This window comes from Serratia proteamaculans (assembly GCF_004684015.1).
Classification (GTDB): Bacteria; Pseudomonadota; Gammaproteobacteria; order Enterobacterales; family Enterobacteriaceae; genus Serratia; species Serratia proteamaculans_F.
In genome coordinates, this window is the sequence record NZ_SRIA01000017.1 from 62,829 (window position 1) to 84,669 (window position 21,841).

Sequence of the window (21,841 nt, forward strand, 5' to 3'; positions counted from 1 at the left end):
GGTCAGTTACTTTGAGATGTGCGCAGGCTGATGGTCATGCGTTCCCCAACCTGAGAGATAATCACGCCCTCAACGCACTCTTGTTGAATGGTCGCCAACTGCTGCGTGTCCAGAGCGTAAGGCAGCTTAATGTCGAATACTGCCAGCCCCTGCTGCTGCGCCAGATCGATCAGGCGCACAATGTTGGTTTCGTCGCTGACCTGGGTGGAAACCACCTGCAGTGCCAACGCTTTCAACTGCTCTTTTCGCGTTTGCGAAGCAGAAGCCTGTGATTTCAATACCATGCCAAAAAATGGCATCACGCCATAAATTGCATCAACAAAGCGCCAGTGCTTCTTGCACGATGCGGACAGAAAATCCATGTAATCAAAACAGATTTTCTCACTGCGGGCGACGGGTGCAAGGTGACTGCTGTTCATCCCTTCCTCTCATTGCCGTGTATTACATCCTGAAATGGATAATCGATGCGAAGCTTTAACGAATTTCCGCCGTATAATGGCATAATTCCCCTATTGTTTGCCAGTCTGTCCAGGAGCTTTAATCAATGGAACCTCACAACTCTGCACCGGTGCTGATTACCGGCGGCGCACGCCGGATTGGACTGGCGTTGGCAAGGTCATTCCTGCAACGCGATATTCCCGTGATCATTGCCTATCGCAGCGACTACCCGGCGCTGGGCGAACTGAAAAGACTGGGGGCAACCTGCATTCAGGGTGATTTCTCAACGCACGACGGCATCTACCGTTTCGCCGAGCAGGTCCGCCAGGTTGCGCCCAAACTGCGCGCGGTGATCCACAACGCCAGCGCCTGGCAGGCCGAATCGCCGGAAGTGCCGCCGGAGCAAGTGATGGCGGCCATGTTGCAAATTCACGTTTATACGCCTTATTTGCTCAATCAGCTGCTGGAGTCTTGCCTGCTGGGTCAGGGACAAGCCGGCGCGGATATCATCCATCTGACTGACTATGTGGTGGAGAAAGGCAGCGACAAGCACATTGCCTATGCAGCCAGTAAGGCCGCGCTGGACAATATGACCCGCTCATTTGCCCGCAAGCTGGCGCCCGAAGTGAAAGTCAATGCCATCGCGCCGGCGCTGATTATTTTCAATCCAGGTGACGACGAGCATTATCGACAACAGGCGTTGGCAAAATCACTGATGAAAATCGCCCCAGGCGAGAGCGAAGTGGTCAATCTGGTGAACTATCTGCTGGACAGCCGCTATGTCACCGGCCGCACCCATGGTGTCGACGGCGGACGTCCGCTGCGCTAACGCACAGATCTGCATGGCGTATCGCGGAGCCCCGCGTTATGCTGAATTTCGTTATTCTGATAAAACCGCTGAATATGCATAAAATTGTTTTTGTAGAAGACGATCCCGAAGTCGGCAAACTGATTGCCGCCTATCTGGGCAAACACGACATTGAAGTGTTGATTGAGCCACGCGGCGACAGTGCACAGGCACGCATCGAGCTGGAGCAACCGGATCTGGTGCTGCTGGATATTATGTTGCCCGGCAAGGACGGTATGACGCTGTGCCGTGATTTACGCCCAACCTTCCCCGGCCCGATCGTGCTGCTCACCTCACTCGACAGCGATATGAACCATATTCTTTCGCTGGAAATGGGCGCTAACGATTACATCCTGAAGACCACACCACCGGCAGTGTTACTGGCGCGGCTGCGTTTGCACCTGCGTCAGCACGGCGGTCAGCCAAAGGAAGAGTCAACCCAACCGCTCACTCAACACAATGCCCTGCACTTTGGCTTGTTATGCATCGACCCGGTCAACCGCCAGGTGACGCTGGGTGAAGAGGTCATCACCCTTTCCACCTCAGACTTTGATCTGCTGTGGGAACTGGCCACCCACGCCGGCCAAATAATGGATCGCGAAGCCTTGCTGCAAAACCTGCGTGGCGTGAGTTATGACGGTCTGGATCGCAGTATCGATGTGGCGATTTCCCGTCTGCGCCGCAAGCTGTACGACAATGCCCTGGAACCCTTCCGCGTCAAAACCGTCCGTAACAAAGGCTACCTGTTCGCTCCAAATGCCTGGGAGTTTGTGCAGCAATGAGAAAGCTCTTTGTGCAGTTCTTCCTGCTGCTCTTCGTCTGTTTCCTCGTGATGGCGATGCTGGTGGGCCTGGTGTACAAAGTCACCGCCGAACGCGCCGGCCGTCAGTCGATGGACGACCTGATGAAAAGTTCGCTGTACCTGATGCGCAGCGAACTGCGGGAAATTCCGCTGAAAGACTGGAACAAGACCATCGCCACGCTGGACTTGAACCTGTCGTTTAAGCTGCACATCGAACCGCTCGGTAAACAGGACTTGAGTGAAGATTTGAAAAAACGGCTACGTCTTGGGGAAATTATTGCCCTCGACGATCAATACACCTTTATGCAGCGCATCCCACGTAGTCACTACGTACTGGTGGTCGGCCCGATCCCTTATCTGTTCTACCTGCACCAAATGCGGCTGTTGGATTTGGCGCTGCTGGTGTTTATCGGCATGTCTCTGGCCCTGCCGGTATTTCTGTGGATGCGCCCACATTGGCAGGACTTGCTGAAGTTGGAAAATGCGGCCCAACGCCTGGGGGCCGGGCATCTGGATGAGCGAACCCATTTCGACCCGACCTCCAGCCTGAACCGGCTTGGCGTGGCGTTTAACCAGATGGCGGATAACGTCAATACGCTGATCGCCAGCAAGAAACAGTTGATCGACGGTATTGCCCATGAACTGCGTACGCCGCTGGTGCGGCTACGTTACCGCCTGGCGATGAGCGATAACCTGTCAGAGGGCGAACAGCAAGCGCTGAATCGCGATATCGGCCAACTGGAATCACTGATTGACGAACTGCTGACCTACGCGCGGTTGGACCGTCCGCAGGTGGCACTCAATATAGAACCGCTGGATTTACCCAAGTGGCTGGAAGACAAGGCCGACGACCTGCGTCTGATCCACCCGGAACGGGAAATCGAATTGAACATCCCGCACGTCGGTGATTTTGGCGGCGTCGATTTACGGCTAATGGAGCGAGTACTGGATAATCTGGTGAACAATGCGCTGCGTTATAGTGAGCAACGCCTGCGCATTGGCCTGTGGTTTGACGGTGACAACGCCTGTCTGCAGGTCGAAGACGACGGCCCAGGCATTCCACCGGAAGAACGTGAGCGAGTATTTGAGCCCTTCGTACGTCTGGATCCCAGCCGCGATCGCGCTACCGGCGGCTGCGGGCTGGGTCTGGCGATTGTTCATTCCATTGCCGTGGCCTATCAGGGCCAGGTCTACGTTGACGCCAGTTCACTCGGCGGTGCCAGCTTCCGCTTCTGTTGGCCACTCAAGCCCACTTTCAATTTAAAAGCAGACCCGGTGTAACCCCGTTTACGTGGCAGCATAAAAACGCGAAACAGTTATCCGGTTTACAAAAAATGGAGCTAAACGATGACATCTGCACATTCCCCTTCTTCTTACGACGAGCTGCGTGCCATTTTCACCCGCCTGTCACGCTTCGGCCATCTCTCCGCCATTGCCGGCTGGGACATGCAGACCATGATGCCACCGGGCGGCAGCAAGGCACGCTCCGAGGCACTGGCTGAGCTAAGCGTATTGCAACATCAGATTTTAACCTCGGATAAAACCGGTCGTCTGTTTGAACGCGCACAGCAAGAAACGCTCGACGACGTGGACCAGGCTAATTTGCTGGAGATGCGTCGGCAGTACGACAACGCCGTGCTGGTACCAGAATCATTGGTGGAAGCTAAATCCCTGGCCGGCGCACGCTGCGAGCACGCCTGGCGTTCCCAACGTCCCGCCAACGACTGGGAAGGTTTCGCGGAAAATCTGCGCGAAGTGGTCAAGCTGAGCCGTCAGGAAGCACAGATCCGTGCCGAAGCGGCAGGGACCCGTCGCTATGATGCCCTGTTGAACCTGTATGAACCGGGGATGCGCAGCAGCGACATTGACCGCATCTTTGGCGATTTGAAAACCTGGTTGCCCGACCTGCTGCAGAAGGTGGTGGCTAAACAGGCTCAGGAACCTTGCCTGGTTCCAGAGGGGCCATTCAATGTGGAAACTCAACGTCAACTTAGCCTGAGCGTGATGAAGCTGCTCGGTTTTAACTTCGACGGCGGTCGCGTGGACGTCAGCGCCCACCCATTCTGCGGAGGCGTACCGGAAGATGTGCGCATTACCACCCGCTACAACGATAAAGAATTCCTGACCGCCTTGCTCGGTATCGTGCATGAGACCGGCCATGCTCGTTACGAACAAAATCTGCCTCGCGAATGGTTAGGGCAGCCGGTAGCGCAGGCACGTTCTACCGCTATCCATGAGTCACAAAGCCTGCTGTTTGAAATGCAACTGGCACGCGGCAGCGATTTCCTGAAGATCTTGCGTCCACTGGTGGTCAAACAGTTTGGCGAGCAACCGGCACTGGAAGAAAACAACTTCATCCGTCTGAATCAGCGTGTGAAGCCAGGTCTGATCCGTGTAGATGCCGACGAAGTGAGCTATCCGGCGCATGTGATCCTGCGCTATGAAATCGAAAAGGCTCTGGTCGAAGGTGAGATTGAGGTAGAAGACATCCCGGCACTGTGGGGCGAGAAAATGCATGGCTACCTGGGCCTCGATACCGTCGGTAACTACCGTAACGGCTGTATGCAGGATATTCACTGGACCGACGGTGCCTTCGGCTACTTCCCGACTTACACTCTGGGTGCCATGTATGCCGCACAACTGTTCCACAGCGTACGCAAAGCCCTGCCAACGCTGGACGCTGACATTGCCGAAGGCAACCTGGCCCCGTTGTTCCATTGGCTGAAACAGAATATCTGGCGTCACGGCAGCCGTTTCCCTACCGCAACCTTAATTACCAATGCGACCGGCGAAACCTTGAATCCTGACTATTTCCGTAAGCATCTGGAAAGCCGTTACCTGTAAGATCCCCAGGCACGGCTAACCACGTGCCTTTTCCCCCTGCTTTGCCATGAGTATTCCATAACGCACTATCCCTATCCAAGACACCCTGGCCGCAGAGTGCGAGTTGGCTATTCACTACAAGTATGTTGTAACTAAAATGGAGTTGAACGCTGTCCAGAGCGGCCGGGCAACAAGATGTACATTAGGTTACACGCCGAAACCAATCACTCACGGAAAGCATTCCGCAGTTTGCCTACTATCTTATCACCGGCCCCGCAGTGGGCTTGATACATGATGAGTAATTTGAGGAATCAACAATGAAAAAAGTATTAGCTCTGGTTGTTGCCGCTGCAATGGGTCTGTCTTCTGTTGCCTTCGCTGCTGACGCTGCCACTACCACCACTACCGCACCAGCGGCGACGGCTACCACCACCATGGCTGCACCAGCCAAGACGACTCACGTGAAAAAACATCACGCGAAGAAAGCACCGGTTCAAAAAGCTCAGGCGGCCAAAAAGCACCACAAAGCTACCGCTAAAAAAGCACCGGCTCAGAAAGCCCAGGCAGCTAAAAAACACCACAAAAAAGCCAGCCATAAAAAAGCGGCGTAACAGCAACTAAAGTGAGGATCCCCTCACCAGTTCAGGCTTGAGTTATCCAACACCCGGTTCGCCGGGTGTTTTTTCATCGGGGGTTCTCATCATGCTGCGTCGCTACTTATTTGAAATCATTTTGACCACGCTGATCCTCTGCGGACTGATTGCCGCCTTTTTTTATCTGTAGCTGTAAAGCCCCTCTGGATTGAAAATTATTGAAAAATCAATCACTGCCCATCCACACGGCGACTAAATCAGTCTATAGTTACCATTCAGTGTGTTTATGGATGACCCGTATTTTCCAGGCAAGAAACCTATGCGCATAACCGTTTTGCTGTTGCTGTGCTCATTCCCGCTCGCACTCTCCCTCTCAGCACGGGCCGACAGCCCTTCCGATGCGTCGAGCGCTGAGCAAACCCGCTTATTTTTTGGCAAAGATGAACGTATAAAAGTGACGGAAACCGACGGTTGGCCGTGGCAGGCCATTGGGCAAGTGGAAACCGCCAGCGGAAACTTGTGTACCGCCACGCTGATCTCACCGCATCTGGCGCTCACCGCCGGCCATTGTGTGCTCGCGCCACCGGGGCAACTGGACAAGGCCATTGCGCTACGTTTTGTGGCCGGTAATAAGACCTGGAAATACCAGACCGACAACCTTGAAACACTGGTTGATCGCAAACTGGGCAAAAAACTCAAGCCTGATGGTGAAGGTTGGATTGTACCGCCAGCGGCAGCGGCCTATGACTTTGCCCTGATCCGTCTGAAGGATAAAAAAGCCTTGCCGATTAAGCCGCTGCCGTTGTGGCAAGGCGACAGCAAGGCGCTGACCCAGGCAATGAAACAAGCCAAACGGCTGATTACCCAGGCGGGATATCCGGAGGATCATCTGGACGATCTCTACAGCCACCAGAACTGCAAAGTGACCGGCTGGGCACAACAAGGTGTCTTGTCGCACCAGTGCGATACCCTGCCCGGCGATAGCGGTTCGCCGTTACTATTGAAAACTGCCGAAGGTTGGCGGCTGATTGCCATTCAAAGTTCTGCTCCGGCAGCCAAAGATCGTTACCGCGCCGATAACCGCGCACTGGCAGTGACCGGCATTCGCGATGCGCTGGACGCGCTGGCTGCGGGGAAATAAACGCTTAACCCTACCCGTCTGGGTTATCGGGCAGCCTGCAATGCAGGCTGCCTGTACCGCTTAACCCGAAAGCTGCTCGATAGTCTGCAGGATACGCTTGTCCGAGATCGGATAAGGCGTGCCCAGTTGCTGGGCGAACAGACTGACGCGCAGCTCCTCAATCATCCAGCGCACCTCTTTCACCTCATCATCCTGTAGGCGTTTCGGCGGCAGCTTGTTCAGCCACTGCTGCCAGGCCTGCTGCACCTGCTCTACCCGTAGCATTTGCGCGCGGTCACGGTGCGGATCGATGGCCAGTTTCTCCAGCCGACGTTCAATCGCCTGCAGATAACGTAGCGTATCCGGCAGGCGTTTCCAGCCGTTGTTGGTCACGAACCCACGATAAACCAGCGCGCCGAGCTGAGTTTTAATATCCGACAGCGCCAGTGCCAACGAGATATCAACCCGGCCTTTCAGGCGCTTGTTGATGTTAAACACCGCCGTCAGGATTTGTTCGACCTGTTTGGCGACGCCCACCACCGTTTCATTCAGTTCGCCGCGCACCAGCTCTTGCAGACGGGCAAAGTTTTCCTCCTGCCACACCGGCCCACCGTGTTCTGCGATCAGTTTGTCGATGCCGCACGAAATGCAATCGTCGATCAGATCCAGCACTCTGCCGTAAGGGTTAAAGTACAGCCCCAGCTTGGCCTTGTTCGGCAGCTTTTCATGCAGATATTTGATCGGCGAAGGAATATTCAACAGCAGCAGGCGACGCGTGCCCTGCCACATCGCCTGTCGCTGCTCTTGCTCGCTGTCGAACAGGCGGATCGCTACGCTGTCTTTTTCGTCCACCAGCGCCGGATAAGCCTTCATCGAGTAGCCACCGCGCTTCTGCTCATAAAACTCCGGCAGTTTGCCGAAGCTCCAGATATGCAGATTGCTTTGTTCCAGCCCATCGTCTGCCACCGCCGACAGCGTTTCCTGCACCTTGTCCTTCAATTGCAGTTTCAGCGCCGTCAGATCTTTGCCTTCCCGCAGGGTTTTGTGTTTTTCGCCCACTACCCGGAAAGTCATCTTGAGGTGATCAGGCACCTGATCCCATTGCCAGTCTTCACGTGACACCGTCACGCCAGTCATACGGCGCAGTTCGCGCTCCAGCGAATCCAGCAGCGGCATTTCCAGCGGCGTCGCCCGCCCCAGGAAAGCTTCGGCATAGTTCGGTGCCGGCACAAAGTTGCGGCGTACCGGCTTCGGCAATGACTTAATCAGAGCAATGATCAGTTCCCGTCGAATGCCCGGGATCTGCCATTCGAAGCCCTGTTGCTCGACCTGATTAAGAATAGGCAGCGGAATGTGTACCGTAACGCCATCGGCGTCGGTGCCCGGTTCAAACTGGTAAGTCAGACGCAGCTTGAGGTTGCCCTGGTACCAGGTGTTTGGGTAGTCCAGCGCACTGACCTGATTGGCACCGTCCTTGATCAGCATTTCTTTTTCAAAGCTCAGCAGGTCTGAATTTTGCTTACCGGCGTTTTTCCACCAGTTATCGAAATGACGCCCGGACACCACATCGTTCGGAATACGCTGATCGTAAAAGGCAAACAGGGTTTCGTCGTCCACCAAAATGTCACGACGACGCGATTTATGTTCCAGTTCCTCCACTTCGGCACGCAGTTTCAGGTTAGCGGCAAAGAACGCGTGGCGCGTCTGCCAGTCGCCTTCCACCAGCGCATGGCGGATAAACAGCTCACGGCACAGCAGCGGATCAATGGTGCTGTAATTGACCGAGCGCGCGGCAACAATCGGCAGCCCGAACAACGTCACTTTTTCACTGGCCATCACCGCCCCCTGGGACTTAGACCAGTGGGGTTCACTGTAGCTGTGCTTCACCAGATGCTGTGCCAGCGGTTCTATCCACTCCGGCTCGATACGTGCGGCAATGCGCCCCCACAGGCGGCTGGTTTCCACCAGTTCGGCCACCATGGTCCACTTCGGCGGCTTCTTGAACAGGCCGGAACCCGGGAAAATGGAGAAACGCGCGTTGCGGGCACCGGTGAACTCCTGCTTGTCGGCATCTTTCTGGCCGATGTGCGACAGCAACCCGGTCAGCAGCGCGGTATGCACGCTGCGGTAATCGGAAGGTTCGCTGTTAACCGGCAGCCCCAGCTCTTTCACCACCTGACGCAGTTGGGTGTAAATATCCTGCCATTCCCGTACCCGCAGGTAGTTCAGAAAATCGTTGCGGCACAGCCGACGGAACTGGCTGGAGGAGTGCTCTTTTTGCTGCTCTTTCAGCCAGTCCCACAGGTTCACGTAGGCCAGGAAGTCCGAGTCTTTATCCGCGAAGCGACGGTGTTTTTCATCCGACGCCTGCTGTTTGTCCATTGGTCGTTCACGCGGATCCTGGATCGACAACGCCGCGGTGATAATCATCACCTCACGCACGCTACCGCTCTTCTGCGCTTCCAGCACCATACGCGCCAGGCGTGGGTCGATCGGCAACTGTGCCAATTGACGGCCCTGCGAAGTAAGCTGGTAATGGCCATTCTCTGCCGTTTTAATCGCGCCCAGCTCTTCCAGCAGGCGTACGCCGTCCAGAATATTGCGTTTGTCCGGCGCTTCCACGAACGGGAAAGCGGCGATATCCCCCAGCCCCAGCGAGGTCATCTGCAAAATCACCGACGCCAGGTTGGTGCGCAGGATCTCCGGATCGGTAAACTCCGGTCGCGACAGGAAATCCTGTTCCGCATACAGGCGAATACAAATACCGTCCGACACGCGGCCGCAGCGGCCCTTACGCTGGTTGGCCGAGGCCTGAGACACCGGCTCGATCGGCAGGCGCTGTACCTTGGTACGGAAGCTGTAGCGGCTGATACGCGCCGTCCCCGGATCAATCACATACTTGATGCCCGGCACGGTCAGTGAGGTTTCCGCCACGTTGGTCGCCAGCACAATGCGCCGACCGTGGTGTGACTGGAACACCCGGTTCTGTTCGCTGTTGGACAGTCGGGCATACAGCGGCAAGACTTCGGTATGTGGCAGATTGAGGCGGTTCAATGCATCAGCGGTATCACGGATTTCGCGCTCACCGCTCATAAAGATCAGGATATCCCCCGGCCCTTCGCGGCCAAGTTCGTCCACAGCATCGAAAATTGCCTGCAGTTGATCGCGATCGGTATCGTCGGCGTCGTCCACCACCGGGCGATAACGCACTTCCACCGGATAAGTCCGGCCGGAAACTTCGATAATCGGCGCATTATTGAAGTGACGCGAAAATCGCTGCGGATCTATGGTTGCCGAGGTGATGATAACTTTCAGATCCGGGCGTTTCGGTAGCAGTTCACGCAGGTAGCCGAGGATAAAGTCGATATTCAGGCTGCGTTCATGCGCTTCATCGATGATCAGCGTATCGTACTGCATCAACAGGCGGTCCTGCTGGATTTCCGCCAACAGGATGCCGTCGGTCATCAGCTTGACCAGGCTATTTTCCCCGACCTGATCGTTAAAACGGACCTTATAGCCAACGCTGCCGCCCAATGGGGTTTCCAGCTCATCGGCAATGCGGTTGGCTACGGTGCGCGCTGCCAGACGCCGTGGCTGGGTGTGGCCGATCAGCCCTTTGACCCCACGCCCCAATTCCAGGCAGATTTTCGGTAACTGCGTGGTTTTCCCCGAGCCGGTTTCACCGGCAACAATCACCACCTGATGGTCACGGATCGCCTGCAGAATATCCTGCTTTTTCTGGCTGACCGGCAGGTTTGCCGGATAGGTTATTTTTGGGCAGGTCGCAGCGCGGGATTGCACCTTACGCAACGCCAGCGCCATGTCACTTTCGATTTCAACGGCAGCCGCCAATTGAGCATCGGGATTTTTGATTTTTCGTGCGCCCTGCAGCCGACGTTGCAGGCGCTGTTGATCACGGAGCATCAGCTCGCCCAGTTGGGCAGACAATGCCGCGAGCGGAGATTTCACGTTCGGTATTCCTTGTTTCATCGCTGCTGTATCAAGCGTTAGCAACGGTTTGGTAATGAGTTAGCCCGTTTTTGGCTTTGGATGCGAAGAATATCACAAGCCGCTTTTTCCCCATAATCCCGCCGCTTAAGGCCGAAAAGGTTATTCAATAAAATCGAACAAAGGTCTCGAAATATTGCGCTATCACTGCCGGAAAAATGTGAATACAGTGTACTGCATGCAAGGGACGCACCGTCCTGATGTCACTGTCTTAACCTAAGGAATTACCGATGAGCAAAGTATTGGTTCTTAAATCAAGCATCCTGGCGGGCTACTCTCAGTCTAACCAACTGGCCGATTTCTTCGTTGAGCAATGGGCAAACGCTCATGGCAACGACACCATTACCGTGCGTGACCTGGCTGCACAGCCAATTCCGGTACTGGACGGTGAGCTGGTTGGCGCACTGCGTCCTTCCGATACGCCGCTGACCCCACGTCAGACCGAAGCGCTGGCCTTGTCCGATGAACTGATCGCTGAACTGCAGGCCAATGACACCATAGTTATGGCGGCACCGATGTACAACTTCAACATTCCAACCCAGTTGAAAAACTATTTTGACCTGATTGCCCGTGCCGGCGTCACTTTCCGTTACACCGAAAATGGCCCGGAAGGCCTGGTGAAAGGCAAACGCGCCATCATCCTGACCAGCCGCGGCGGCATTCATAAAGGCACCCCGACTGACCTGGTAGAACCTTATCTGCGTCTGTTCCTGGGCTTTATCGGCATTACCGATGTTGAATTCGTGTTCGCAGAAGGCATTGCTTACGGCCCGGATGTCGCGACCAAAGCACAGGCCGACGCCAAGGCCGTACTGACTCAGGTCGTTGCCGCCTGATGTCCCTCGCGGGGGCGTAATGCCCCGGCGAAGCCACCACAGTATGACTAAAGTCCTGTCACACCTGCACTACCCTCATAAAAATCCAATGCTGTATTTTGTTGCGCGCCTGACGGCGCGCTTTTTTTATTTCTTCAGCCACTGGCCATTAATACCACGCACGTATTCCCCAGCCGGGGCTCGCGTTACCAGCTTCTGCCCGGCCATACGTGCCACATCGTCGATGGCAATATGATTACCGTCCGCCACTTGCTGGTATTTCTCGGTACGCCCGGCATTGATGCTTTTCACCAGCGTCAGCGTTTCGGCATCCTGCTTCACCGGCGCGATATAACCGCTGAGCGTTTCCCCCACACGCCCCTGCTGCTTGGCCTCATCGAGCGTCAGTGCCATCGCCATACTGCTGAACAGCCAACCGGCGCCAATCAAAGCTAAATAACGTTTTTTCATGTTGGCTCCTAGAACAGTCCGCTTTGGTCTTTCAGCAGATTTTCAACGTCTTTATCCACTTTGATGTGGATTTCATGTTCGATCTTCACGTTCATATTGATGGTGATCGGATCTTTAGGCGTCGCGACCTCTATGCGCGGCACGCAGCCACTCAACATAGACGTCCCCAGCACGGCGACCAGCAAGGGTCCGCTGATGATTTTCATGGTTGTTCCCCAGGTTTTGAGAGGGCCTGTTCCAGCCACTCCTGTAAATTGTCGCCAAAGCGCAGGCTGCGCCAAAGCTGAAACACGTTTTCCTGATGGCTATAGTTCAGGATAACTTCTCGTTTGGCACTTTTTTGCGGATTAACCCCATCAATACGCGCCTTCAGCGTCAGCTCACCGAGGTTGTCGAGATCCACCCTGGCTTTCGAGCGGTTAATCTCCATATAACGCAACCAGTCGATTGCCGCACCGGTCGCCAGATTATTACTGCCGATGGCATCGGCCATGTCCTTGTCCAGCCGCAGCGTCAGCATGCCCGAGTTGGCGATCCAACCGTTGCGTACCAGCCACTTGGGATGATTGAGATACAGCGGTAGTTCGCCGTCTACCCGCCCGGACATGGCGAACTGTTTGGGCTTCAACGCGGTAAACAAGGCGCTGAGATCAACTTTATCCAGTTTCAACACAGCGGCGTCATGTTGTGGCATACGCAGCGCCGACAGGCTGATATGGCCGTTTAATGCATCCATACCAACGTTGCTCAGCGTCAGCGGTGCCTGTTCGCTATAAGGGTAAGTCCCCTGCAGATCGGCGGTAATATTCTGCATTTCAAACAGGTTACTAAACGACTTGATACGTAACATCACCGGCTTTTTGGCCCCCAACTGCCAGAGATGATTTTTCAGTCGGTAGGACATGACAAAGTCCAGGCCACTCATCTCGCCGTCTTTCAGCCACATGCCGCCGTTTTTCACCACCCAGTGGCCACCGGCCTCAAAACCCTGTACCCGGGCAGCAGAAAAGGCCGACTGGGCATAAAACTCGCCGTCGCGCAGTTTGATATTCAGATCGGGTGAAATCAAGGGTTGGAACACTTTCATCGATTGCTTCGGCCACCAGCCTTCCCCACGCAAACGCTCGCCGTCCCAGCGGCCCCGCAGCGCTATCGGCCCAATGTGTTCCGCCTGCAGCTTACCCTGCAGCTGGAAGCTGTCCGGCGTTGTGCCCTTGAGCTGCAACGCCAGCACCGGGGCCGGCAGGTACCCCCCATTGGTGAAGCTGACCTTGCCTGAAACCAGTTGCACCTCGCCATTGAACGCTGGGGCCTGCTGGTCACGCTGCCAACGCAGCGGTTGGCTGAGGCTGAGACGCGGCGCGTCAACCGTCACCATGCTGTACTTCAATTGATCAAAACCTGTGGAAAGGCGGTCAAGAACCAGGGTGGTATCTTGCCAACTGCCGTTGCCGGCGACGTCCCAGGCGGCCTGTAGCGGCGGTAACTGGCCGTTACCCCAGTAGCGCCATTGCCAGTTGCCGTGGTCCGGCCAAAAATCTTGGGCCTTGCCATCCAGATGCAGCTTAAAGCGGCCCCAGTAGCTGTCGCTGGCATTAATGATCGCCTGCAGGCGGCCGGTGATGCCGCCAGCGGTGACCTTCACGCCGGCCAACGGTAACCGCGCCTCTTCCAGCTTCATCTCTGGCGTGGCATTGCCCCACAGGCGCAGCAGTGATCCTGACTGCAACACCAGCGTCGGGTTAAGAATAGTGCCGCTGATGATGCCGGGGATGGAAGCGGTCATGGAAAAGTCGGCCAGATTCGCCTGACCCGTCAGTTGGAAGCGTAAGTCGCTGTCAGTCAGCCCGACCTTACCCGGCCCCAGCGTCAACACCGCGTTGCCTTTGCCGTTGTGGCCGTCGGTGATCACATTTAAACGGGCGCTGATCTGGGCTTCATCAAAGCCTTTGCTCCAGTCATGCAGCGCGATGCTTAACCCGCCGTTAAGCGGTTGCTGACTGTACGGCCAGCGCCACTCGCCCTGCTTGATACTGACCTGCTGTGGATTGATTTCCCACGGCAAGGTGGCCAGGGGTTTATCTGCCCCCTTTTCCGTCAGCGTCATCACCCCCTGCTGCTGTTGCCAGCGCATATCCACCAGCAAAGGTTTTTCCAGATAAGCAGTCTGCAGTTCGCCCTGCAGTGCGCCTTGCGTCGGCATGCTGTCCAAATCCAGTGGAATGCTAATCTTGCCGGTCAGATGCAGCGGTTGCGGGCTGTTTGGCGCCTTGAGCGTCAGGCTGTTCAGGGTAAGTTGCTGATGTTGATCCAGCAGCGCATCAACGCTGATATTGGGGCCCTGATATTGCAGGCTCTGGCCTTCTGCAGTGGCATGTACCTGCAGTTTACCGGCATAGTATTGCCATGGCAGCACCGAGAGGTCCTTGATGGTGACATCAAGCAGCGGCAGTTGTTTTTGCAGTTGATCCAGCGCCAGGGGGGCACTGTTGGCATCACCGGCAGGCAATTTTGATAAACATGCAGTATCGATATGCAGTTTGTCGCTGATCAGTTGCCAGCGGCCCTGCTGATAAGCCAATCGGGTCGGACCAACCGTGGCAAGTAAACAATCCTGCGCTAAAAAGCGGGCACCATCCACCTGCAAGGCTCCCTGTCGCCACTGTGGTTTGCCCTGCAAAACCAACTGGCTGCCCTGCGGCAACCAGTGCGAGAGCACACGCGGCAGCCAGCGCGGCAGAGTTTGCCACAGCGCCACCAGCAGGATCAGCACACTCACCACAATCCCTATGAATACTTTCAATCGCTTAGTCATTAAATGATTGTTTCATTCCTGAGTTAGGCGCCCTTTACCCGGGCCAAAGACCATTTAGGCTAAGTCTATGCCTGAATTGGTAATAATGATGGCATGAATTTGACATAGGGTGAAGCTGAGACCGAAGAAGATGCCTTGTACCGGGGCTTTTATAGCCATTGCTGCGGATGCTGTAAGCTTTAGTTACATATTCATCACATGAATATGACCTGTTTCAGACTTTTGTTATTGTCGTTGCATTTGATCATTAATAGTCTTGCAAGCATTCTAACAAAAGTCAGCTGCTAGCTAACTATACTAGAGAAGCCATTCCCCACCCCCGTGGGGATTTTTTTTGCTCTGGCCGAAAGCCTTGCCCCCATCACCTTTCCAGTCCGTCCACCACGAATATCCGTCATACTCCGGCGTCGCCAGCTACCCTTAATTGATATCGCTTCGAGCGATAGCTGTTACCCCTTTTTAGCGTTACCGAAACCGGCTAACCAATTGTAGAATTTACTAAAATCTGTTAAATTGATCACAAAAATGACGCTGGAGAAACCACGATGAAATTGGCGATATACAGCACTAAACAGTATGACCGTAAATATCTCGAACTGGTGAATCAGCAGTTTGGCTACGAGCTGGAGTTTTTTGACTTCCTGCTCAGTAAAAAAACCGCCAAAAACGCTGCCGGTTGCAAAGCCATCTGTATCTTCGTTAATGACGACGGCAGCCGTGAAGTCCTTGAAGAACTGGCGGCGCTGGGGGTTGAAATCCTGGCCCTGCGCTGTGCGGGCTTCAATAATGTGGATCTGGATGCCGCCAAAGAATTAGGCATCAAAGTGGTCCGCGTACCGGCCTATTCACCGGAAGCAGTCGCTGAACACGCCGTGGGTATGATGATGTGCCTGAATCGTCGTATTCACCGCGCCTATCAGCGCACCCGCGATGCCAACTTCTCGCTCGAGGGGTTGATCGGCTTCAATATGCATAACCGCACTGCCGGGGTGATTGGCACCGGTAAAATTGGCATCGCCACCATGCGGATCCTGAAAGGGTTTGGCATGAAGCTATTGGCTTATGATCCCTACCCAAGCGAACAAGCGCTGGAGATGGGTGCCGAATATGTCGATCTGAAAACGCTGTACGCGCAGTCCGACGTAATCACCCTGCACTGCCCGTTGACGCCGGAAAACCACCACCTGCTGGACAGTGATGCTTTCACCCTGATGAAAAACGGCGTGATGATTATCAACACCAGCCGTGGCGCACTGATTGACTCCTCGGCAGCCATTGATGCCTTAAAGCAGCAGAAAATCGGCGCGCTGGGAATGGATGTGTATGAGAATGAACGCGACCTGTTCTTCGAAGACAAATCCAATGACGTGATCCAGGACGATATCTTCCGTCGTCTGTCAGCCTGTCACAACGTGTTGTTTACCGGTCATCAGGCTTTCCTGACTGAAGAGGCGCTGACCAGCATTTCGGAAACCACGCTGAAAAACGTCCACCAATTGGAACAGGGTGAGAACTGCCCTAATCAGATCAATGCCTGATATTTTTAACAAGGAAAGTCGATGAAGAAGTCCATCTCAGTGGCGTTAACGGCGTTGCTGTTAGCGGGGTGTGGCATGAGCCAGAACGGTAAAACGGTGACAGAAAGCGACCTGTTGCATCATAATTTTGCGTTGCAAAGCGTCGATGGCGTGGCGGTGAAGTCGCGCCCCGGCAACGGACCCAACCTTGAGTTCGGTGAGAAAATGCACGTTTCCGGCGCCATGTGTAACCACTTCTTTGGTGGCGGCCAGTTGCAGGACGGCGTGTTGACGGTGCCAGGGCTGGCTTCGACCCGCATGGCCTGCTCTGATCCGCAGCTCAACCAATGGGACTGGCTGATTGGCGATGTGCTGGGCAAAGGGGCAAAAGTTACCCTTAGCGCTCAGAAATTAACACTGAGCGGCAGCGGCCATGTCCTGATCTATACCCTGCGAGACTGGGTGCAGTAACGCCTGTTCACCAGGCCCTGGCGGCCTGGTGTTCTTTCCTGCTTAACCGGCGGTTGAGCAAGCTCCCTGACCCAGAGTCCATTCTTCGCATTGCTTGCCGTTCGGCATCTGGCACATTCTTACCGCCTCGCCGTTTAAATTGTGCGTCACGGTAGTAGTACCGCCCACGCTGGCGCAGTTCGCGCTGGTCTGTAAGGTATTGATTCTGGCGCTGTTGCCCTGCTGTACTGGCTCTTCATTTTTGCTGCTGCATGCGGCCAAAAGCAATACGGCGCCGGCCAGCAACCATTTTGATGTCGTCATTATTCCACTCCTGAACCCGGGATTACGCTGTGTAAAATCGCCATTGCCGATAACTCGCGTCACTTTATGCGGACACGTTTCGTTATCTTTGATGCAAACCTATTTAATCTAGCCTGATATATAAATAATGAAAATATATTCCTGCAATTATTTGGGGTTTATTTGAACGTTGTGATCATTCTTGGGGTCATCTGGGCTTTCACGCAACTCACGGAGCGGCCACCGTGCGGTCTGGGCGACAAGAGTGACGACAGGTTTGAAGGTGGGGTTTGGGAGCAATGGACGGACTGGGAGTTGTCAGACAATAGTAAAAAAACAGCGCCGACTTTGTTACTGGATGGATATAACTGATTCATTATTTTCAGTTATTATTACTGAGGCTTTCAGCCAGCGTCACTGAATGTCACGCTGGCTATTTTTACTTTTAAATAACAATCAATGCGCGGCCGTTTTCGACAACAAATTAATCACCAACACACCGGCAATAATTAACCCCATACCGAAAACTGCCGGCAGATCCAGTTTTTGCTGATAAACAAATACCGCCGCAATTGACACCAGAACAATGCCCATACCGGACCAGATAGCGTAAACAATGCCCAGAGGCATGGTTTTAACCACCATCGACAGCCCCCAAAAAGCGACCGCGTAACCGACCACCACCACCAGCGACGGCCACAGGCGAGTAAAGCCCTCAGAGGCTTTCAACATGGTGGTAGCAACCACTTCCGCCACAATCGCCATGGCTAAATACATAAATCCGCTCATCGTTTTTTCTTCCTTAAGTTCACCTGTTCGACAGTATGACGTGCCAGAAATAAATTGTCGTTAAACAACCATGACAATTCCTCTTTACGGCGTGATTTTAATTCGGGAAATATCAACTTACAGTAACTCTGGTCGATTTTGCCACCGCCACACAAATGCGATAAAGGGCCAATATATCCCTCTGCTAGACTTTGTTAATTACTGCAAGAGGCGACTTTTGCAGCTTTTTGAGCAATGAAAGGTAAAGTCGATGATTACTACAGATGGTAATAATGCAGTCGCTTCCGTCGCCTATCGCGCCAGCGAAGTGATTGCCATCTACCCGATTACTCCCAGTTCGACCATGGCGGAACAGGCAGATGCCTGGTCTGGCGACGGCCGTCAGAATATCTGGGGCGACGTACCGCGAGTGGTGGAAATGCAGTCGGAAGGCGGTGCGATCGCAACCGTGCACGGTGCATTGCAAACCGGCGCACTGTCGACCTCATTTACCTCGTCGCAGGGCCTGCTGTTGATGATCCCGACGCTGTACAAACTGGCCGGTGAACTGACACCCTTTGTCCTGCACGTTGCCGCCCGCACCATCGCCACCCATGCATTGTCGATTTTCGGTGACCATTCCGACGTGATGGCGGTACGCCAGACCGGCTGTGCCATGCTGTGCGCCAGTAACGTGCAGGAAGCACAGGACTTTGCGTTGATTTCTCAAACGGCGAGCCTCCACAGTCGTCTGCCGTTTATTCACTTTTTTGATGGTTTCCGCACCTCGCATGAAATCAACAAGATCGTCCCGCTGAGCGACGATGCCCTGCGCCAGATGCTGCCGCAGGAGGCGATTGACGCGCACCGCAGCCGCGCGCTGTCGCCGGACCATCCCGTGGTGCGTGGCACCTCCGCCAACCCGGATACCTACTTCCAGTCGCGTGAGGCCACCAATCCCTGGTACGACGGTGCCGGCCAGCACGTGATTGATGCGATGGACAAGTTTGCCCAGATCACCGGCCGGGCATATCAGCCTTTTGAATATTATGGCCATCCGCAGGCCGAACGCGTAGTGATCCTGATGGGGTCCGCGATCGGGACCTGCGAAGAAGCGATCGACGCCCTGCTGACTCGCGGTGAAAAAGTCGGCGTACTGAAAGTAAGGCTGTTCCGGCCCTTTTCCGCGCAATACCTGCTCAGCGTGCTGCCGGAAACCGCAACGAAAATCGCCGTACTGGATCGCACCAAAGAGCCAGGTGCGCTGGCGGAACCGCTGTATCTGGACGTAATGACCTCGCTGGCCGAAGCCTTCAGCCGGGGTGAACGCGCCAGCATGCCAATGGTGATCGGTGGCCGTTATGGGTTGTCCTCGAAAGAGTTCGGGCCAGACTGCGCGTTGGCGGTATTTAACGAACTGGCGCTGGACAAACCGCGCCCGCGTTTTACCGTCGGTATTTTCGACGATGTGACCGGCCTTTCCCTGCCGCTCAGTGAAGAGACCCTGCCGCAGCGCGCTTCGCTGGAGGCGTTATTCTACGGTCTGGGCAGTGACGGCTCGGTTTCTGCCACCAAAAACAACATCAAAATCATCGGCAACAGCACGCCGCTGTACGCACAGGGCTATTTTGTCTACGACTCGAAAAAGGCCGGTGGCCTGACGGTGTCGCATCTGCGCGTCAGCGAGCAGCCGATTAACTCGGCCTATCTGGTCAGTCGCGCTGACTTTGTCGGCTGTCACCAATTGCAGTTTATCGATACCTACCAGATGGCCGAGCGCCTGAAGCCCGGCGGCATTTTCCTGCTCAATACCCCGTACGGTGCTGAAGAAGCCTGGTCGCGGCTGCCGCAGGAAGTGCAGGCGGTGCTGCAACAGCGCCAGGCACGATTTTATATCATCAACGCCGCCAAACTGGCACGGGAATGCCGACTTGGCGCGCGCATCAATACCGTGATGCAGATGGCGTTTTTCCACCTGACCCAAATCTTGCCGGGCGATGTGGCACTGCAGCAATTGCACGACGCCATCGCCCGCAGCTACAGCAGCAAAGGCCAGGATATTGTTGAACGCAACTGGCAGGCACTGGCCGCTACGCTCGATGCACTGATTGAGATCCCACTGCAGCCGATAGACGACAGCAGCCCCATGCGCCCGCCGGTGGTTTCCGACGCCGCACCTGATTTTGTCAAAACCGTCACCGCCGCAATGCTGGCCGGATTGGGCGATGCACTGCCAGTGTCTGCCTTCCCGCCAGACGGCACCTGGCCAGTAGGCACCACTCAGTGGGAAAAGCGCAATATCGCCGAGGCGATCCCCATCTGGAAGCCGGATCTGTGTACCCAGTGCAACCACTGCGTTGCCGCCTGTCCGCACTCCGCCATTCGCGCCAAAGTGGTTCAGCCGGAGGCGATGGAACATGCCCCTGCCTCACTGCAATCGCTGGATGTAAAAGCGCGCGATATGCGCGGCCAGAAATATGTCCTGCAGGTGGCCCCGGAAGACTGTACCGGTTGCAACCTGTGCGTTGAGGTGTGTCCGGCGAAAGACCGCCAGGATCCGGACATCAAGGCCATCAACATGGCGCCACGGCTAGAGCATCTGGCAGTGGAAAAAGAGCACTACGACTTCTTCCTGCAACTGCCGGAGATCGACCCGGCGCAGCTAGAGCGAATCGATATTCGCACCTCTCAGTTGATTTCGCCGTTGTTCGAATACTCAGGCGCCTGTTCCGGCTGCGGCGAAACACCGTACATCAAGCTGTTGACCCAGCTTTATGGCGACCGGCTGCTGATTGCCAATGCCACCGGTTGCTCATCCATTTACGGGGGCAACCTGCCTACAACGCCTTATACCACCAATGCCGAAGGGCGTGGCCCAGCCTGGGCCAACTCGCTGTTTGAGGACAACGCCGAATTCGGTCTGGGCTTCCGCCTGACGGTTGACCAGCACCGCAGCCGCGTATTGCGCCTGTTGAACACGCTGGCACCGCAGTTGCCGCCCCCCTTGGTTAATGCCCTGCAGAGGGAGGATATCGCACCGGAACCGCGCCGCCAGCAGATTGCTGAACTGCGCAGCCTGTTGGCGAAAATTGAAGGTAACGACGCGCGCCAACTGGCGACCGACGCCGATTATCTGGTGGATAAGTCCATCTGGCTGATTGGTGGTGATGGCTGGGCTTACGACATCGGGTTCGGTGGGTTGGATCACGTCCTTAGCCTGACCGAGAACGTCAACGTGCTGGTGCTGGATACCCAGTGCTACTCCAACACCGGTGGCCAACAGTCGAAAGCTACCCCGCTGGGCGCCGTCACCAAGTTTGGTGAGCACGGCAAGCGCAAGGCGCGTAAGGATCTGGGCGTCAGCATGATGATGTACGGCCATGTGTACGTGGCACAAATCTCGCTAGGTGCGCAGCTCAACCAGACGGTGAAAGCGATTCAGGAAGCCGAGGCCTATCCGGGCCCATCACTGATTATCGCCTACAGCCCCTGCGAAGAGCACGGCTACGATCTGGCGCTCAGTCACGACCAGATGAAGCAGTTGACCGCCACCGGTTTCTGGCCGCTGTACCGCTTCGATCCACGTCGCGCCGATGAGGGCAAACCTGCTCTGGCGCTGGACTCCCGGCCGCCAAACAGCAACCTGACCGAAACGCTGCTGAAAGAACAGCGCTTCCGCCGCCTGAACTCACAGCAGCCGGAGGTTGCCAGCGCGCTGTATCAGGCCGCAGAGAAAGAACTGAAGGAGAAGTACGACTTCCTCAGCCTGCTGGCCGGCAAAGGGGAAAAATCCTCCGCCGAGTAACTCATCGGGGCGCGACCGGTTTGCGCCCCGCTTCCAAGAGTATCAATGCTTTTGTCCATAAAAAGTCTCACGGCAGTTTGCTGGTGCCCTTCAATAGGGCCGGATGCTTGTATGCCTATGGATTTTTTATTGGCCAATGAACAGGTGTGGCTTTTTATTTAAAAGTGAGACTCCCCTATGCCAACAATTTCAATTTTCGTATCCGCAAAGTAAATAGCACCTGTACCACCGCACCATAGAACAGAATGTAGAGTGATAATCACTGT

Annotated in this window: 17 protein-coding genes; 10 read left to right on the plus strand and 7 right to left on the minus strand. The window is 55.2% G+C overall.

Annotation, left to right across the window (positions count from 1 at the left end; all coding sequences use genetic code 11):
- Nucleotides 1-2 precede the first annotated feature (2 nt).
- Nucleotides 3-419 (minus strand): hypothetical protein, encoded by a 417-nt coding sequence (locus tag E5C26_RS13185; RefSeq protein WP_017892978.1) that lies wholly within the window; start codon nt 417-419, stop codon nt 3-5.
- 125 nt (nt 420-544) lie between these two features.
- On the opposite strand from E5C26_RS13185, the gene folM reads away from it, so the two are divergent.
- The 6 genes from folM (at nt 545) to E5C26_RS13215 (ending at nt 6,644) form a co-directional block, all read left to right on the plus strand.
- Entirely contained in the window at nt 545-1,267 is a 723-nt protein-coding gene (gene folM / locus E5C26_RS13190; RefSeq protein WP_135316731.1) for a dihydromonapterin reductase, read from the plus strand.
- Between the two features lie 74 nt (nt 1,268-1,341).
- Nucleotides 1,342-2,067 (plus strand): two-component system response regulator RstA, encoded by a 726-nt coding sequence (gene rstA / locus E5C26_RS13195; RefSeq protein WP_135316823.1) that lies wholly within the window; start codon nt 1,342-1,344, stop codon nt 2,065-2,067.
- The gene (rstB, locus tag E5C26_RS13200; protein WP_135316732.1) at nt 2,064-3,368 is read left to right on the plus strand and encodes a two-component system sensor histidine kinase RstB; all 1,305 of its coding nucleotides are present in this window, start codon (nt 2,064-2,066) and stop codon (nt 3,366-3,368) included. The genes rstA and rstB overlap by 4 nt, the downstream gene beginning before the upstream one ends.
- 66 nt (nt 3,369-3,434) lie before the next feature.
- Entirely contained in the window at nt 3,435-4,931 is a 1,497-nt protein-coding gene (locus E5C26_RS13205) for a carboxypeptidase M32 (RefSeq protein WP_135316733.1), read from the plus strand.
- Nucleotides 4,932-5,227: 296 nt separating this feature from the next.
- Nucleotides 5,228-5,521 (plus strand): acid resistance repetitive basic protein Asr, encoded by a 294-nt coding sequence (asr, locus tag E5C26_RS13210; RefSeq protein ID WP_135316734.1) that lies wholly within the window; start codon nt 5,228-5,230, stop codon nt 5,519-5,521.
- A 301-nt stretch (nt 5,522-5,822) separates the two neighbouring features.
- Nucleotides 5,823-6,644, plus strand: a complete 822-nt coding sequence (locus E5C26_RS13215; RefSeq protein WP_135316735.1) for a trypsin-like serine peptidase — start codon at nt 5,823-5,825, stop codon at nt 6,642-6,644.
- Between the two features lie 60 nt (nt 6,645-6,704).
- Here E5C26_RS13215 and hrpA read toward each other — a convergent pair whose 3' ends face one another.
- Nucleotides 6,705-10,592: an ATP-dependent RNA helicase HrpA gene (hrpA, locus tag E5C26_RS13220; RefSeq protein WP_135316736.1), complete on the minus strand. Its 3,888-nt coding sequence runs from the start codon at nt 10,590-10,592 to the stop codon at nt 6,705-6,707.
- A 269-nt stretch (nt 10,593-10,861) separates the two neighbouring features.
- Between hrpA and azoR the strand changes: the two genes are divergently transcribed.
- Nucleotides 10,862-11,467 carry an FMN-dependent NADH-azoreductase gene (gene azoR / locus E5C26_RS13225; RefSeq protein ID WP_135316737.1) on the plus strand — a complete coding sequence of 202 codons (606 nt, stop codon included), beginning with the start codon at nt 10,862-10,864 and terminating at the stop codon, nt 11,465-11,467.
- 126 nt (nt 11,468-11,593) lie between these two features.
- On the opposite strand, the gene E5C26_RS13230 is transcribed toward azoR, so the two are convergent.
- Genes E5C26_RS13230 through E5C26_RS13240 form a run of 3 tightly spaced genes read right to left on the minus strand, consistent with a single transcriptional unit; the run spans nt 11,594 to nt 14,732 of the window.
- Nucleotides 11,594-11,917: a YdbL family protein gene (locus E5C26_RS13230; RefSeq protein WP_135316738.1), complete on the minus strand. Its 324-nt coding sequence runs from the start codon at nt 11,915-11,917 to the stop codon at nt 11,594-11,596.
- An 8-nt stretch (nt 11,918-11,925) separates the two neighbouring features.
- Nucleotides 11,926-12,123, minus strand: a complete 198-nt coding sequence (locus E5C26_RS13235) for a YnbE family lipoprotein (RefSeq protein ID WP_135316739.1) — start codon at nt 12,121-12,123, stop codon at nt 11,926-11,928.
- A complete protein-coding gene (locus E5C26_RS13240) occupies nt 12,120-14,732 on the minus strand; it encodes a YdbH family protein (protein ID WP_135316740.1) in 2,613 nt (870 codons plus the stop codon). The genes E5C26_RS13235 and E5C26_RS13240 overlap by 4 nt, the downstream gene beginning before the upstream one ends.
- Nucleotides 14,733-15,277: 545 nt before the next feature.
- On the opposite strand from E5C26_RS13240, the gene E5C26_RS13245 reads away from it, so the two are divergent.
- Complete coding sequence (locus E5C26_RS13245) at nt 15,278-16,270, plus strand: 2-hydroxyacid dehydrogenase (protein ID WP_135316741.1); 993 nt, start codon at nt 15,278-15,280, stop codon at nt 16,268-16,270.
- Between the two features lie 21 nt (nt 16,271-16,291).
- Entirely contained in the window at nt 16,292-16,720 is a 429-nt protein-coding gene (hslJ, locus tag E5C26_RS13250) for a heat shock protein HslJ (RefSeq protein WP_135316742.1), read from the plus strand.
- Between the two features lie 42 nt (nt 16,721-16,762).
- Here the strand turns inward: hslJ and E5C26_RS13255 are convergent, their stop codons facing one another.
- Both E5C26_RS13255 and E5C26_RS13260 read right to left on the minus strand, forming a co-directional pair.
- On the minus strand, nt 16,763-17,023 hold the full coding sequence (locus E5C26_RS13255) for a DUF333 domain-containing protein (RefSeq protein WP_017892986.1): 261 nt from the start codon (nt 17,021-17,023) through the stop codon (nt 16,763-16,765).
- Between the two features lie 435 nt (nt 17,024-17,458).
- Nucleotides 17,459-17,791, minus strand: coding sequence for an SMR family transporter (locus tag E5C26_RS13260; RefSeq protein WP_135316743.1), 333 nt, complete (start codon nt 17,789-17,791; stop codon nt 17,459-17,461).
- A 250-nt stretch (nt 17,792-18,041) separates the two neighbouring features.
- Here E5C26_RS13260 and nifJ point away from each other — a divergent pair, with 250 nt between their 5' ends.
- Complete coding sequence (gene nifJ / locus E5C26_RS13265; protein WP_135316744.1) at nt 18,042-21,575, plus strand: pyruvate:ferredoxin (flavodoxin) oxidoreductase; 3,534 nt, start codon at nt 18,042-18,044, stop codon at nt 21,573-21,575.
- Nucleotides 21,576-21,841 lie beyond the last annotated feature (266 nt).

What these genes read in the sequence shown, in the direction of transcription:
- azoR (WP_135316737.1), top strand. Translation starts at nt 10,862, where the DNA reads ATGAGCAAAGTATTGGTTCTTAAATCAAGCATCCTGGCGGGCTACTCT.
- rstB (WP_135316732.1), top strand. Translation starts at nt 2,064, where the DNA reads ATGAGAAAGCTCTTTGTGCAGTTCTTCCTGCTGCTCTTCGTCTGTTTC.
- E5C26_RS13255 (WP_017892986.1), bottom strand. Translation starts at nt 17,023, where the DNA reads ATGACGACATCAAAATGGTTGCTGGCCGGCGCCGTATTGCTTTTGGCC.
- rstA (WP_135316823.1), top strand. Translation starts at nt 1,342, where the DNA reads ATGCATAAAATTGTTTTTGTAGAAGACGATCCCGAAGTCGGCAAACTG.
- E5C26_RS13235 (WP_135316739.1), bottom strand. Translation starts at nt 12,123, where the DNA reads ATGAAAATCATCAGCGGACCCTTGCTGGTCGCCGTGCTGGGGACGTCT.
- E5C26_RS13215 (WP_135316735.1), top strand. Translation starts at nt 5,823, where the DNA reads ATGCGCATAACCGTTTTGCTGTTGCTGTGCTCATTCCCGCTCGCACTC.
- asr (WP_135316734.1), top strand. Translation starts at nt 5,228, where the DNA reads ATGAAAAAAGTATTAGCTCTGGTTGTTGCCGCTGCAATGGGTCTGTCT.
- E5C26_RS13245 (WP_135316741.1), top strand. Translation starts at nt 15,278, where the DNA reads ATGAAATTGGCGATATACAGCACTAAACAGTATGACCGTAAATATCTC.
- E5C26_RS13185 (WP_017892978.1), bottom strand. Translation starts at nt 419, where the DNA reads ATGAACAGCAGTCACCTTGCACCCGTCGCCCGCAGTGAGAAAATCTGT.
- E5C26_RS13230 (WP_135316738.1), bottom strand. Translation starts at nt 11,917, where the DNA reads ATGAAAAAACGTTATTTAGCTTTGATTGGCGCCGGTTGGCTGTTCAGC.
- nifJ (WP_135316744.1), top strand. Translation starts at nt 18,042, where the DNA reads ATGATTACTACAGATGGTAATAATGCAGTCGCTTCCGTCGCCTATCGC.
- hslJ (WP_135316742.1), top strand. Translation starts at nt 16,292, where the DNA reads ATGAAGAAGTCCATCTCAGTGGCGTTAACGGCGTTGCTGTTAGCGGGG.
- E5C26_RS13205 (WP_135316733.1), top strand. Translation starts at nt 3,435, where the DNA reads ATGACATCTGCACATTCCCCTTCTTCTTACGACGAGCTGCGTGCCATT.
- E5C26_RS13240 (WP_135316740.1), bottom strand. Translation starts at nt 14,732, where the DNA reads ATGACTAAGCGATTGAAAGTATTCATAGGGATTGTGGTGAGTGTGCTG.
- folM (WP_135316731.1), top strand. Translation starts at nt 545, where the DNA reads ATGGAACCTCACAACTCTGCACCGGTGCTGATTACCGGCGGCGCACGC.
- E5C26_RS13260 (WP_135316743.1), bottom strand. Translation starts at nt 17,791, where the DNA reads ATGAGCGGATTTATGTATTTAGCCATGGCGATTGTGGCGGAAGTGGTT.